Below are 13,935 nucleotides of genomic sequence, written 5' to 3' on the forward strand. Positions count from 1 at the left end.
TTGTGAACTATACATTCTGTTGCAGGAAGCACTTTTCTAATACACACAGAGGTTTATATGACAGCGAAATATGGCGTTAAACGCCGATTAGCGATTCTTGCCGCCGCTTTAATCGGTGCGACAAGTAGCAGTATCGCAGCAGAGAAACCAAATATTCTCGTCATTTGGGGTGATGATATTGGCCAGTCCAATCTCAGTGCTTACACGTTTGGCTTGATGGGGTACAAAACACCAAATATAGACAGTATCGCCAAAGAAGGCATGATGTTCACTGACTATTACGGTGAGCAATCTTGTACAGCGGGCCGTTCTACTTTCATTACGGGCCAAACCGTTCTTAGAACAGGTTTGAGTAAAGTGGGGCTTCCAGGTGCTGATCTTGGCTTGAAGGAAGAGGACGCAACCATTGCCGAAATGCTGAAGCCGATGGGCTATATGACAGGGCAATTTGGTAAAAACCACTTAGGTGATAAAGATGAGCACCTTCCTACTAATCACGGCTTCGATGAATTTTTTGGCAACCTTTATCACTTGAACGCCGAGGAGGAGCCAGAAAACGTCGATTATCCTAAAGATCCTGAGTTTCGTAAAAAGTTCGGTCCGCGCGGCGTTATCCGTTCGTACGCTGATGGCAAAATTGAGGATACAGGACCTCTAACTCGCAAGCGCATGGAAACCGTGGATGAAGAGACGTTAGATGCGGCACTCGACTTTATGGATCGTGCAGTCAAGGCTGAAAAACCTTTCTTTGTCTGGTGGAACGCAACTCGTATGCACTTCCGTACTCATGTGAAAGAAGAGAACTCTGGAAAAACAGGCATCAGCGAGTATGCAGATGGTATGGTCGAGCATGATAATCATGTAGGTCAGCTGCTGAAAAAAGTGGATGATTTGGGTATTAAAGACAACACAATCGTCTTTTACTCCACCGATAATGGCCCACACATGAACTCGTGGCCAGATGCAGGCACAACGCCATTCCGTGGAGAGAAAAATACCAACTGGGAAGGTGCGTACCGAGTTCCTGCGATGGTACGTTGGCCGGGTAAAATTAAAGCTGGCTCTGTTTCGAATGATATCATGCATCACATGGACTGGATGCCAACGTTCGTTGCTGCCGCGGGTGATGACAATATCAAAGAGAAATTGCTCAAAGGTTATAGTGCGAATGGTAAGAAATTCAAAGTTCACCTAGACGGCTATAACTTCCTACCATATTTGACTGGTAAAGAGGATAAGGCCCCACGTGAAGAAATTTTTTACTTCTCAGATGATGGAGACTTAACTGCACTTCGTTATAACAAATGGAAGCTGGTCTTTATGGAGCAACGAGCAAAAGGTACGTTGCGTATTTGGGCTGAACCATTCACCACACTTCGTGTTCCTAAGATCTTCAACTTGCGTATGGATCCTTACGAAGTGGCTGATATCACTTCTAACACTTACTACGATTGGATGCTAGACCGTGCTTACATGCTTGTTCCTGCGCAAGCTTACGTAGGCAGATTCCTTGAAACGTTTAAAGAGTTCCCACCAAGGCAAAAAGCAGCAAGCTTCTCGCTCGATCAAGTGATGGAGAAACTAAAAGAGAACCCAAATAAGTAAGAAAAGCTAAGTGAAGTTCCACATCTAGAAAGAGGCTCATTAAAGTGAGCCTCTTTTTTTATCTGTAAAATTCTATCTATTAAGGTTTGTAGAAAGCTTGATGACGAAAACGCCTAACGCTTCAATTGACAAGATTTATAAACAAATTGGTTCGTAGTGGGCTGCCGTTAAGTTGGCTTTGATTTTTTCACGTAGAGCGATGTGGGCTGGGTTGTTTACCTCTCGCTTATGGTAGACGAACTTGTAAGGGATAGAGCGTATCGAAATGGGGCAGGGCAAAATTTGAAGTTTGAGCGCTTTGCTCCACTTGTTTGCAAAAGATTGAGACACGATCCCTAAACTGTCTCTTTGGGCGACATACAGCGCCATGCCCGCTAGCGAAGATGTGATCAAGTCGACTTTTCTTTCTTGAATTGTTTCCTTTGCTAGTTGCTCGAACCCCGACATGTTGTTCCATTTTCCTGAAAATAAACAGTGAGTTTCCTCATAAAATTGCTCTTTTGTGAGCGTGCCGTGTACACGGGGATGGTTCTCACGACAGATAACCACGGCTTCTTCCTCATAGGCATCTTCAATAATAAACGCTGCATCTTTCGTGATCACCGTATCGATTACTAGATCGACTTTTTGTTGTCTTAACAGCTCAAATAATAGGAATTTTTCGGGTGGTGATTCATAAAAAATAGTGTTCTTTATCGGGTCCATAATGTGCAACAAAATTTCCGAACAACACACTTCAAAATGATTTTTATCAGATATCGCATTGTCAATAATATTAACCGCTTGCTGGAATTGCGGCAGTAATTGATAAGCGGTGGAGGTTAGTGTGATACCTCGCCCTTTTTTAACGAATAATTGCTTATCGACGACTTGCTCTAAACGCTTTATTGCAGCGCTCACAGCAGGTTGTGTAAGCCCTAATTGTTCCGCGGCTTTTGTATAAGATTGAAACTCCGCAACAACAAGAAAAGTTTGGATCAAATTCAAGTCCATAACGTCACTCATAAATTTAATTTATAGGTTAACTAATTTTGACTGCATTTATCGCCTGAAATTAGTGCTTTATCTTATATCAACAATGGTATTGAAAAGCGAATACCATTTTTACGCACTAGCGAACTCTTGGAGATAATATGAAAAATGCGACCAAAACGAGCAGTAAAAAACTCGTACTTAACGCATGTACGTTAGCTTTGGGCGCTGCATCTGCAGTTGCACATGCAGCGGACAAACCCAACATTCTTGTCATCTTTGGTGATGATGTTGGTTACTGGAACCTTAGTACCTATAACCAAGGCATGATGGCGTACAACACGCCAAACATCGATAGCATTGCTAAAGAAGGTGCGAAGTTCACTAACTTCTACGCACAGCAAAGCTCGACAGCAGGCCGTTCTGCATTCATCACTGGTCAAATGCCAAAACGTACAGGTCTATCAAAAGTGGGCTTACCAGGCGCTCCGGAAGGTATCTCGGAAAAAGATCCGACGATTGCAACCGTGCTTAAACAAATGGGTTACGCAACCGGACAATTTGGTAAGAACCATTTAGGTGACCGAGACGAGCATCTTCCTACCAACCACGGTTTTGATGAATTCTTCGGCAACCTATACCACTTGAACGCAGAAGAAGAGCCAGAGAACGTGGATTACCCTAAAGACCCGGAGTTCAAGAAGAAATTTGGCCCTCGTGGCGTTATCCATTCTTACGCTGACGGCAAAATCGAAGATACCGGTCCACTAACGCGTAAGCGTATGGAAAATGTTGATGGTGAGTTTCTTGATGCCGCAGAGAGCTTCATAGAAAAGCAAGTAAAAGCGGACAAGCCGTTCTTTACTTGGTTTAACACCACTCGCATGCACAACTTCACACATGTTCCTGAAGAATACCAAGGTAAAACAGGTGCCGGTTTCTACGCGGATGGTGTTAAGCAGCACGATGACCAAATCGGTCAGCTACTTAACAAGATCAAAGAGTTAGGTGTGGATGACAATACAATCATTGTTTACACCACTGACAACGGCCCTATGGTTGATTTGTGGCCGGATGCAGGGATGACACCGTTCCGCTCAGAGAAAAACACTGGCTGGGAAGGGAGTTTCCGTGTGCCAATGTTGATTAAATGGCCTGGAAAAATTGAGGCAGGTAAAACATTCAACGGCATGATGTCATTAGAGGACTTTTTCCCGACACTAGTTGCTGCGGCAGGTGATACCAAAGTTAAAGACGAACTGCTAAAAGGCAAAAAAGTTGGCGATATGGACTACAAAGTTCACCTAGACGGTTACAACCAACTGCCATATTTAACGGGTAAGTCAGACAAATCCGCACGAAATGAGTTCGTTTACTGGAGCGACGACGGCGATCTTGTGGCATTGCGCCAAGGAAAGTACAAGTTCCACTTTATGATTCAAGAGAATGAAACGGGTATGGATGTATGGCGTAAGCCGTTCACTAAACTTCGTGTGCCACTGATCTTTGACTTGAGCATTGATCCATTTGAACGAGGCGATCAAGGCATGGGTTATTCTCGTTGGATGTACGAGCGTTCATTCTTAATGATGCCAGCAATGGATACAGTGAAAGAGGTGATGGGTACATTCAAAGAATTCCCGCCTCGTATGGAAGCAGGTTCGTTCGTACCTAAGTCTTCTAAGTAAATTAAGATTATATAGCGCTTTTTGGAGCGCTATATACCCAAATAGCTTCACTTTTGCTGTACAGCGCTCACGAGGTTATTTGGGTATATGTAATAGTGAGAAACGTATGAGTAAGATTTCCCCTCGCCATTCTACTACTATGCCTATTGTTCCTCTTAAAACGGCGTCTAAAGCGCCTGTTCTGGGCGCGTATGACCGTCGATTCCATGTGATGGCAAAGCCAGGCGGAGCAAAGTGCAACATCGATTGTCAGTACTGCTTTTATCTGCATAAAGAAAATCTACTGCACCAAGAAAAGCAGCCAAAAATGGACGACGCAACACTGGAAGCGTTCGTGAAAAGCTATATCGAAAGTCAGGATGGCGAAGAAATTGTATTCTCATGGCAGGGCGGGGAGCCGACGCTGCTTGGGTTGGACTATTTCCGCAATGTCGTAGCTTTGCAAAAGAAATATCAGCCGAAAGGCGTTCGCATTGAAAACGACCTTCAGACCAACGGCATTTTGCTAAACGATGAGTGGTGTGCGTTTTTAAAAGAGCACAACTTCCTAGTTGGCTTGTCGATTGATGGACCACGAGAGCTGCACGACAAATATCGCAAAACCCGCAGCGGTAAGCCAACGTTTGATCTCGTGATGAAAGCGGTAGATAAGCTCAAAGCGCATGGCGTGAAATTCAACGCGTTGGTCACGGTGAATCGTCACAATGCGAAATACCCGCTCGAAGTATATCGATTTTTAACCCAAGAATTGGGTGTGACTTATATTCAGTTTGCGCCGGTGGTAGAAGCCAACAACTTCCAAACAACCGCGCCGCAGTTTTGGAACGAACAGATGATCCCAACCAAAGGCAGTGATCTGGCTAAACCGGGGCATCCAATGTCGATTGTAACGGATTGGTCAGTCGATCCTGAAGACTGGGGACGCTTTTTAATGGCGACCTTTGAAGAGTGGGTGAATAACGATCTTGGCCGTGTGCTGGTTAATCTGTTTGAAACCGCGGTGGCGCAAGTAATGGGGAAACCGTCTCAGCTTTGCGTGACGGCGGAGTTTTGTGGCAAAGGGTTGGCGATTGAGCACAATGGCGACGTGTTCAGTTGCGACCACTATGTGTATCCAGAATACAAACTCGCCAACATTCATGAACACTCACTGAATGAAATGGCCTTCTCTACAAGACAATATACTTTTGGCATGGCAAAACGCGATTCATTGCCGACGTATTGTAAGCAATGCCCTTACTTGCCTTATTGTTGGGGTGAGTGCCCAAAAAACCGTTTGATCAAAACGCCGAATGGTGAGAGTGGTCTAAACTATTTGTGTTCGGGAATCAAAATGTTCTTTGATTATGCGTTACCGATGTTGGTTGGTCTTGCACAACTTCTCCAATCTCAAGAACCGCAAAGATAACATAGTGAATATAACCTTAAGTTATTTCATTTGTTCTTATACTTAACTATCGAAAAGACGGCTTAAACCATTGAAAAGGTATCCTATGAACCACGCACAACAAGCGATAAAAGAACTCATCGAACAAACAGAAAAAAGCGTCATTGGACAAAGCCACGTGGTTCGAGCTTTAGTCATCGGGTTATTAACAAATGGGCATATTCTGCTAGAAGGTTTACCGGGAACGGCAAAAACACGTTCCGTAAAATCGTTGGCGAACTTGTTAAACACCAGTTTTGGTCGAATCCAGTTTACGCCGGATCTTTTACCATCTGACGTGACGGGTACTGAGGTTTATCAAGAGCTGGATGGTAAGCCGCAACTCCACTTTCAACCTGGTCCCATTTTTAACAGCATTGTACTTGCTGATGAGGTCAACCGTGCACCTGCCAAAGTACAAGCGGCACTGCTTGAAGCCATGGCCGAAGGCACAATCACAGTAGGCGATAAAACTCACGTATTGCCAGACTTATTTATGGTGCTTGCAACGCAAAACCCAGTAGAGCAAGAGGGCACGTACCCACTGCCAGAAGCGCAAATGGACCGCTTTATCATGAAGGTTACCGTCGATTATCCAGAAGATGACGCAGAACGTGACATCATTCGTTTGGTGCGCAGTGAAGAATTGGGTGCGGAAACCAGCAGCGAAATTATTACGCCAAAACACATCGAGCCAGACGTGGTGCTAGAAGCGCGTCGTCAGTTACCAAACATCGTGGTATCAGACCTAGTGGAAAACTACATCGTTGCGTTAGTGATGGCGACTCGTAAGCCAGAGCGTTATGCCGATTCAAACTTAGCAAAATGGATTGAGATTGGCTCTAGTCCTCGTGCTTCTATCGCACTCGACAAATGCGCTCGTGCGTATGCGTGGATGCAAGGACGTGACCACGTTACTCCTGACGATGTGCGTGCCATGGTTCCGTCTGTATTGGGCCACCGTTTTTCTTTGACCTACGATGCACTGGCAGATGGGGTCGATCATCAACGAGTCGTACAAGAGCTGCTAGATTGTGTAGAAATTGGGTAAGTGGGAGGCATTATGGCTAAGCCAACTCTTGCGCCAAAATCACAGGGGATGGATCCCCGTTTGTACTGCGATTATGCTCGTTTAGTACGTCTGCAAGCACAAGCAGAATCATTCAGTTTACTTCCTCATCTAAAAGCGGGTAGCGTACTCTCTGGCCGACACAATTCGTTGTTTCGCGGTCGTGGATTGAACTTCGAAGAGCTGCGCCATTACCAATTGGGTGACGATATTCGTAACCTTGATTGGAAAGTTACGATGCGTACAGGTAAGCCGCACGTGCGCAGCTATACAGAAGAAAAAGATCGCAACGTAATCGTGTGTGTCGACCAGAGAAGCACAATGTTTTTTGCTTCGACGCAAGTAATGAAATCAGTTGTCGCGGCAGAGATCGCAGCGATGTGTGGGTGGCGAGTATTAAAAGATGGCGACCGAGTCGGTTTTGTCATCGCATCCCCGCAGGCGTTGTTTCACAGCAAGGCACAGCGTTCGCAAAACGATCTTCTGGCGCAACTTAAACGTCTCGCTAAAGCCAATCAATCGCTCAATGTGGACTCCTGCAATTCCGAAAAAGTAACGTTCAGTAAATGGATTGAGCTTATTAAACGCATGAAGCTCAAGCAATCCACTTTGATTTTTATCAGCGACTGGAGCGACTGCGAGGAGCACCACCTTGATCACCTTAAACAGCTACAACAGCACAACGATGTTCTTGCAGTGATGGTCAGTGACCCATTAGAACAAGCGCTACCAGACGATTTGGCAAAATCGAAATGGGTGGTTGGTGACGGGCAGTATCAACTCAATTTAGACAGCAAAGCAAAGGTAGAAGCTGCGAGCGCAAAGCTTGAGGCTCGAACTAGCTTACAGCGTCAATCACTCTCTCAACTTATGGCGATGAAACACCTTCCGCACATCGAACTCGATACGACAGGTGAGCACATTAAACAATTCCAAAAACTGGTAGGAGGGCGTTAAATGAGTGATCTTCCTACACCTCCAAGTACCTACATACTCAGAGAGCTGCATGATGTGGCCGTACCATCTAGCGTGAGTTGGTACCCGCAAACTATTGGCTGGAAAATTTTAGCGGCGGTTGCGTTCATTGCATTGGTATATTTCGCATATCGCTTGGCTCGGCAATGGTGGCATAATCGTTACCGAAAAGAAGCTCTACTGGCGATTTCGCAAATCAACCCGAGCGACAAAGACATGCCAAAAGTATTGTTCTCTGTGCTTAAAATAGTGCTGATTCATATTGATAGCCGCAACGCGAAATTGTTTGATACCGCCTTTCTGCGCAAGCTCGATGCGCTGTATCCGCAAACCAGAGACTCTCAAGCAAACTCGCAAATGGTTTTTAACGATGAGCTTTCAAAGTGCTGGCTACAAAGTATTGTTGACCCAAGCGTTACGCTAACCAACGAAGAGCGAGTAACGCTTATTGCTCGTGCGAAAAACTGGGTGAGTGAGCACCGTTGTGATGCTCAAAAAAGCGCGGCAAATAAATCACCACGATTGAAACGCAAAGCACATCAGGGAGGTCAACATGAATGATCTTCTTGCATCGATAACTGGTTTGTCTGGTTTTGAATTTGCTCACCCAATGTGGTTTCTGGTTTTGCCCTTGCCGTTGGTGGTGTACTACTTGGTGCCTGCATATCGCACTAAGCAAATGGCGATCAAAGTGCCGTTTTTTAGTCAGCTGGTGGAAGCGATTGGCGAGACGCCATCAGAAGGTGCAAGCCAGTTGATCCCGAGTTGGTGGCAACGAGCAACGTTAATTCTCTCATGGCTTTTGGTGGTGTGTGCGATGGCAAAACCCACCGTATTAGGCGAGCCTCAAGTTCGCGAGAGTTTAGGGCGCGATGTGATGGTGGTGGTGGATCTTTCGGGCTCCATGGCCGAGCCAGATTTCACCTCTCGTACAGGCGAAAAAATTTCTCGTCTTGATGCGGCAAAAGAAGTGCTGTCGGAGTTTGTTCAGTCTCGTAAAGGTGACCGATTAGGCTTGGTACTTTTTGGTGATGCCGCTTTTGTGCAAACGCCATTTACCGCAGACCAAAAAGTGTGGCTCGAACTGCTTAACCAAACCGATGTGGCGATGGCAGGGCAGAGTACCCATCTTGGTGATGCGATTGGCCTATCGATTAAAGTTTTTGAGCAAAGCGATAAGTCGCGTGGTGCTTTAGAACAAGACCAAAACCGTGAAAAAGTCGCGATTGTATTAACCGATGGTAACGACACGGGCAGTTTTGTTGAACCGATTGATGCGGCGAAAGTTGCGAAAGCCAAAGGCGTGAGAGTATACGTCATTGCGATGGGCGATCCGGAAACGATAGGTGAAACCGCGTTGGATATGGACACGATTCATCGCATTGCGAAAGAATCCGGCGGTGAAGCGTTTGAAGCACTCAACCGTGATGAACTATCGGCTGCCTACGACGAAATTGGCAAACTGGAACCTCAACTTTACGAAAGCACCACATACCGCCCAAAACAAAGCCTTCATCATTACTTGATGGCGTTAGTGGTCATCATGCATTTGCTCGCGTTCAGCGTCGCAACACTTAAAAGAAGGGCTGTTACACGATCATCATTAGGAGAGAGCGATGTTTGATTCTCTTAGTTGGACGCAATTCTTTACGCAGTTTCATTTTATTCGACCACTGTGGTTACTGGCTTTGGTCCCCATGTTTTTCTTGGTGTGGTTACGCTGGCGAGAAGAAAGCAAGCCAAGCTGGAAGGATATTCTGCCCGAACATTTACGCAATGCTTTGACGATAGGTGATCGAGGTTGGCGTAAGCAACTGCCGCTTAAGCTCTTGATGCTGATTGTGTTCATCGCCATTGTGATTTGTGCAGGCCCAACGTGGCAACGTGAATCTTCCCCCTTTGGCGAAGATAAAGCCTCTCTGCTGGTGGTGCTTGATAACAGCGAATCGATGCTGCAAAAAGATCTCCCACCAAGCCGCCTTGAGCGTTCCAAACAGAAAATACGCGATTTGCTAGCCGTGCGAAAAGGCGGAAAAACGGGGTTAGTCGTGTTTGCGGGCAGTGCTCATGTCGCGATGCCTATAACTCAAGACAGCAAAGTATTTGACCCGTTTTTGGCGGCCATTACGCCAGAAATTATGCCCGTGCAAGGTAAGCTTGCCGAAAAAGCCTTGCCGTTAATTGACCAACAATTGCAAGGTCAACCCGGCTCCACCGTTCTGTTGGTGAGCGACGGCGTGAACCCGGCCACGATTGAGCAATACCAAGCGTATTTCTCGGGCAAACCTTATCAACTGTTAATTCTTGCGGCAGGGAACGCTGACATTGTGAGTAACAACCCAATGGATTTGGATTCTCTACAAAAACTGGCCAGCCAGACCAACGGTCGATTGGTGGAAGTGACCGTCGATAACAGTGATATCGAGCAACTGAACCGATACGTTGAGCGCAATATGCAGCTTAATGGCGAATCTTCAATGCCTTGGAAAGACATGGGATATCAACTTCTGTTCCCAATCGCGCTGATCATGATGCTGTGGTTTAGAAAAGGGTGGTTAGTGCAGTGGTGCGTGATTGTAATGGTGAGCGGCACGTTATTGATGCCAACCATTGCAATGGCGGAGAACATTTCTGTTAAAGCCGAGCAGCCACAAGTTGTGCAAAAAGTGACGACCTTCGACAAGGTGGCGCAATGGTGGTGGGATTTGTGGCTGACGCCAGACCAACAAGGACAGCGTTTGTTCAACCAACAAGCGTATTTAGAAGCTGCAAAACACTTTGTCGATCCATTACGCAAAGGCACGGCGTACTACTACGCTAGCGAGTTTGAGCTCGCGCACAGCGCGTTTTTGGAGATGCAAAACGACCCGTCCGAAGAGGTTCGAGATTACGGTCTTTATAATGCGGCGAGTGCATTGGCGCGTCAGCGTGAATATTTGGCTGCACGTGACTTGTTAAAATCCCTAGCCAACAAGCCAACGTTGAGCGAGAGGCTAAGACCGGATGTTGAGCATAACTTGAAAGTGATTGGTGGTATTGTAGAGGACATCAACCGGATGAGTGAGAGTCAGGCAGGAACGGAGCAAGAAGCATCAACCGAGCTAGGCGATAACCCTCAAACCGCAGAAGGGGCGGATGAAAAAACGTCAGCGGAGTTGATGATTAAAGAGACGTTAAGTGCAGACGACATCTTAGGTAGCCAAGAATTAGCCGACAAATGGTTAAAGCGAGTCGAAGCGGATCCTAAATACTTCTTAAATGCGAAGTTTCAGATTCAATTGCGTTCAATAGAAACCGGAGAATCAACCTCTACTGCGAACGAAAATACAGAGGAGGCGGTGCAATGATGAAAAGCCACCGTTTTACGCACTTTGCTTTACCCTTGTGGTTAGTTATCTGTTTCGGTTTCCTCCTGAGCAGTAGTGTGTTGGCTCAAGATATTCGTGACGTTCAACGAAAGCATGGAGTTGAGTTACAAGCGTGGGTTGGTAAACAACCAACGGCTGGAGAGAAGCGTAAAACACCAAGTTTTAGCGTCAATGAGCAAGTTATTTTAACCATCGAAGTGGCAACGCCGCGTTGGTTTACGGGTGGTACGAGAATTGGCAATATTGAAATACCCAATGTTATCGCCAAACAGCGTAATCAACTAGCAACCAACTTTACTGAGCAAAAAGAGGGGCAAACTTGGTCGCGTCAACGCTGGGAAGTGACTTTGTATCCTCAAGCTTCTGGTGATTTTGTGGTTCCACCTGTCGCAGTGGGCGTTCAGGTGTCTGCGCCGGACGGCGAGAAGGTATCAGGCACACTTTACACGCAGCCGATTAAGTTCAAAACCGTCTTGCCATCGGGCCTGCTGAGTGGTGAGACACCTTGGTTTGCTGCAACAGATGTAGAGGTAAAGCAAGAGTGGGATACCTCCACTGAGTCACTCAAAGTTGGGGATGCAATCACGCGTAAAATCACCATTTCGGCTCAAGATTCACTATCTGTGTTGCTACCAGACTTGTTGAAAGGAGAATCAACAACCCTTTACCAAGCGTATCCTCAACCTCACCGCCTGACAGATACGCAAACACGTGGTGATTACCAGTCAACACGCACAGAAGAGAGCGTGTACGTGATTCAACAAGGTGGAGAGTTAACCCTGCCAGATTATGAGTTCCGTTGGTGGAACAGTAAGACTCAGCAAGTGGAAACGGTGATGTTAGAGGGCAAAACTTTTGCCGCGAAGCACACGCTGAAGTCCTTCATCAGAACGTACTTTGCATGGATTGTTTCCACGCTTGTGTTGCTGGGTTTTGTGATTATTTCATTGGTAGCCATTAAACGTTACTACCGCAACAGACCGACACCAGCATGGTTGACGTTCCACCGTTTGTTAAAGGCTAAACGTTGGTCTGAAGCAAGGACCATATTGTACAAACAATTGCGTTTAAATACGGCAGAGCTGGAAATGAACAAAGCCGATACGAGTGAATCGTGGCAAAAAAGTGCGTCGCGAATGCAAAATGGTGAAAATAGCGCTCATTTACTGAAGTCGATGTGGCGCAAAATCCAAACCAAACAAAAACGCTTTAAATTCCGTATTCCGCGAGCGTTACCAGAATTGGACAAAGTCATTGGAAGAGATGGCAATGAATAAAACGGGGCGCTAATATAGCGCCTCGTTTTTATTAGAGAATAGAGTTCAAATGAGCCAAGAGTTTATGCGCCGCGCATTGGAAGTGTCCAAAAATGCGCTTCCTGAATGTCAACCCAACCCGCCGGTTGGCTGCGTGTTAGTGAAAGACAATCAAATCGTTTCTGAAGGTCATACTCAAGCGATTGGTGGCAATCACGCGGAAGTGGAAGCGCTGAATGCGTATCAAGGCTCGTTAGAATCGGTGACGGCATACGTTACGCTGGAACCGTGTTCGTTTGTTGGTCGCACGCCAGCTTGCGCGGTGACATTAGTCAAATCCGGCATAAGCAAAGTCGTCGTAGCCATACTGGACCCCGACCCGCGCAACAGTGGTCGAGGTATCGAGATTCTAAAACAAGCAGGTATAGAGGTAGAAACGGGTTTGTGCGGCGAGGAAGTCAGCGAGTTTCTTACCCCTTACTTAGGCAAAGCCTAATCCAAGCTTTACGTTGCACTACGGTGCCAGTTTATGTGGTGAATGAAGTGCGTCAAAATTGAGTTAAAACTCATTAAAACAAGCGATACCGCCCATTTATTGCACTTGGCTACGTGAAGGATCATGCTGTTAGATTAAAATAGAGAAAGTGACTTTTGAAAAATTTAATAGCATGAAACCGACCGACCTTAATCTTATTCCCATTTTCACTGCCATCTATGAAGAGCGTAACTTGTCTCGGGCGGCGGCGCGTTTAAACATCACCCAGCCTGCGGTGAGTAAAGCGCTAGCAAGGCTACGTGATATCTACGATGACCCATTGTTTCATCGTTGCGTTAAAGGTGTCGAGCCTACCTCGTTTGCGATGGATATTTATCCTGCTCTTCTAGCTTCAGTACAAAATTTCACTTCGACATTATCGGCCTCTAGTGAGTTTGACCCTAAAGTGTCGAATAGAGTGTTTTCTATTGCCTGTGTGTCCGTTGCAAGCTTTGAGTTGCTACCTCAAGTCATGAAACAAATCCGTGTGTCGGCGCCAAATGTTGCATTAGAAGTACATCCGCTTTTTACGGAAGATTTTGAAAGTGATCTGAGGTTACAACGATACGATTTGATCATTGATATCACACCAAGAGCAAGAACGGTGCTAAAACTGGAAACTGTACTTACGGAGCGTTTGGTGGTGGTATGTAGCGAAGCGCATCCACGCCTGAATGACGAGATTACGGCTGAACAATTTTTTGAAGAAGAACACGTAGTGGTTTCGCAGTGGCAGAGTCGTAAGAGCTTGTTAAACGCCGATGACATTGTCGACTTGGATAAGAGAAAGATTAAGTATCGAGCCTCAGGCGTACTAGAAATGCTCCCAATTATTTGTGGTAGTGAATACATTGGTTTAATGCCAGAGTCGATGATCAACTTGTTCAATAACACCTATCATGTTAAATCTTTATCAATGCCATTTGATGAACAAATGTATGAGCTTTGCACAATCTGGCATCCTAGTCGCACAAACGACAGCGCCCATCAGTGGTTGCGTTCACAGATTAAGCAAGCAGGAAAAGTCATCAACCAATAGGA

Annotated in this window: 12 protein-coding genes; 11 read left to right on the forward strand and 1 reads right to left on the reverse strand. The window is 46.0% G+C overall.

The window, feature by feature from the left end:
- Positions 1-57: 57 nt before the first annotated feature.
- Complete coding sequence (locus tag R7Z78_RS17765; protein WP_005376560.1) at positions 58-1,605, forward strand: arylsulfatase; 1,548 nt, start codon at positions 58-60, stop codon at positions 1,603-1,605.
- 135 nt (positions 1,606-1,740) lie between these two features.
- Here the strand turns inward: R7Z78_RS17765 and R7Z78_RS17770 are convergent, their stop codons facing one another.
- Positions 1,741-2,598: a LysR family transcriptional regulator gene (locus R7Z78_RS17770; protein WP_169644056.1), complete on the reverse strand. Its 858-nt coding sequence runs from the start codon at positions 2,596-2,598 to the stop codon at positions 1,741-1,743.
- 140 nt (positions 2,599-2,738) lie between these two features.
- On the opposite strand from R7Z78_RS17770, the gene R7Z78_RS17775 reads away from it, so the two are divergent.
- From R7Z78_RS17775 to R7Z78_RS17820, 10 genes are all read left to right on the forward strand, one after another.
- Entirely contained in the window at positions 2,739-4,265 is a 1,527-nt protein-coding gene (locus R7Z78_RS17775) for an arylsulfatase (RefSeq protein WP_017635363.1), read from the forward strand.
- A gap of 106 nt (positions 4,266-4,371) precedes the next feature.
- On the forward strand, positions 4,372-5,673 hold the full coding sequence (locus tag R7Z78_RS17780; RefSeq protein ID WP_033906479.1) for an anaerobic sulfatase maturase: 1,302 nt from the start codon (positions 4,372-4,374) through the stop codon (positions 5,671-5,673).
- Between the two features lie 85 nt (positions 5,674-5,758).
- Complete coding sequence (locus R7Z78_RS17785) at positions 5,759-6,742, forward strand: AAA family ATPase (protein WP_005376549.1); 984 nt, start codon at positions 5,759-5,761, stop codon at positions 6,740-6,742.
- A 12-nt stretch (positions 6,743-6,754) separates the two neighbouring features.
- Positions 6,755-7,717 carry a DUF58 domain-containing protein gene (locus R7Z78_RS17790; RefSeq protein ID WP_053349173.1) on the forward strand — a complete coding sequence of 321 codons (963 nt, stop codon included), beginning with the start codon at positions 6,755-6,757 and terminating at the stop codon, positions 7,715-7,717.
- Positions 7,718-8,296 carry a DUF4381 domain-containing protein gene (locus R7Z78_RS17795; RefSeq protein ID WP_017635361.1) on the forward strand — a complete coding sequence of 193 codons (579 nt, stop codon included), beginning with the start codon at positions 7,718-7,720 and terminating at the stop codon, positions 8,294-8,296. It begins immediately after the preceding gene.
- Positions 8,289-9,359 (forward strand): vWA domain-containing protein, encoded by a 1,071-nt coding sequence (locus R7Z78_RS17800; RefSeq protein ID WP_169644058.1) that lies wholly within the window; start codon positions 8,289-8,291, stop codon positions 9,357-9,359. Before R7Z78_RS17795 ends, R7Z78_RS17800 begins: the two co-directional genes overlap by 8 nt.
- A complete protein-coding gene (locus R7Z78_RS17805; RefSeq protein ID WP_169644060.1) occupies positions 9,352-11,082 on the forward strand; it encodes a vWA domain-containing protein in 1,731 nt (576 codons plus the stop codon). The genes R7Z78_RS17800 and R7Z78_RS17805 overlap by 8 nt, the downstream gene beginning before the upstream one ends.
- Positions 11,079-12,380: a BatD family protein gene (locus tag R7Z78_RS17810; RefSeq protein WP_104976148.1), complete on the forward strand. Its 1,302-nt coding sequence runs from the start codon at positions 11,079-11,081 to the stop codon at positions 12,378-12,380. The genes R7Z78_RS17805 and R7Z78_RS17810 overlap by 4 nt, the downstream gene beginning before the upstream one ends.
- A gap of 49 nt (positions 12,381-12,429) precedes the next feature.
- Positions 12,430-12,855 (forward strand): bifunctional diaminohydroxyphosphoribosylaminopyrimidine deaminase/5-amino-6-(5-phosphoribosylamino)uracil reductase RibD, encoded by a 426-nt coding sequence (locus R7Z78_RS17815; protein WP_005376542.1) that lies wholly within the window; start codon positions 12,430-12,432, stop codon positions 12,853-12,855.
- A 172-nt stretch (positions 12,856-13,027) separates the two neighbouring features.
- Complete coding sequence (locus R7Z78_RS17820; protein ID WP_005376541.1) at positions 13,028-13,933, forward strand: LysR family transcriptional regulator; 906 nt, start codon at positions 13,028-13,030, stop codon at positions 13,931-13,933.
- The last annotated feature ends 2 nt before the right edge of the window (positions 13,934-13,935 follow it).

The organism is Vibrio sp. 1167 (assembly GCF_033340375.1).
Lineage (GTDB): Bacteria > Pseudomonadota > Gammaproteobacteria > Enterobacterales > Vibrionaceae > Vibrio > Vibrio alginolyticus.

Coding starts and splice junctions, on each gene's coding strand:
- R7Z78_RS17765 (WP_005376560.1), top strand. CDS start 58: ATGACAGCGAAATATGGCGTTAAACGCCGATTAGCGATTCTTGCCGCC.
- R7Z78_RS17770 (WP_169644056.1), bottom strand. CDS start 2,598: ATGGACTTGAATTTGATCCAAACTTTTCTTGTTGTTGCGGAGTTTCAA.
- R7Z78_RS17775 (WP_017635363.1), top strand. CDS start 2,739: ATGAAAAATGCGACCAAAACGAGCAGTAAAAAACTCGTACTTAACGCA.
- R7Z78_RS17780 (WP_033906479.1), top strand. CDS start 4,372: ATGAGTAAGATTTCCCCTCGCCATTCTACTACTATGCCTATTGTTCCT.
- R7Z78_RS17785 (WP_005376549.1), top strand. CDS start 5,759: ATGAACCACGCACAACAAGCGATAAAAGAACTCATCGAACAAACAGAA.
- R7Z78_RS17790 (WP_053349173.1), top strand. CDS start 6,755: ATGGCTAAGCCAACTCTTGCGCCAAAATCACAGGGGATGGATCCCCGT.
- R7Z78_RS17795 (WP_017635361.1), top strand. CDS start 7,718: ATGAGTGATCTTCCTACACCTCCAAGTACCTACATACTCAGAGAGCTG.
- R7Z78_RS17800 (WP_169644058.1), top strand. CDS start 8,289: ATGAATGATCTTCTTGCATCGATAACTGGTTTGTCTGGTTTTGAATTT.
- R7Z78_RS17805 (WP_169644060.1), top strand. CDS start 9,352: ATGTTTGATTCTCTTAGTTGGACGCAATTCTTTACGCAGTTTCATTTT.
- R7Z78_RS17810 (WP_104976148.1), top strand. CDS start 11,079: ATGATGAAAAGCCACCGTTTTACGCACTTTGCTTTACCCTTGTGGTTA.
- R7Z78_RS17815 (WP_005376542.1), top strand. CDS start 12,430: ATGAGCCAAGAGTTTATGCGCCGCGCATTGGAAGTGTCCAAAAATGCG.
- R7Z78_RS17820 (WP_005376541.1), top strand. CDS start 13,028: ATGAAACCGACCGACCTTAATCTTATTCCCATTTTCACTGCCATCTAT.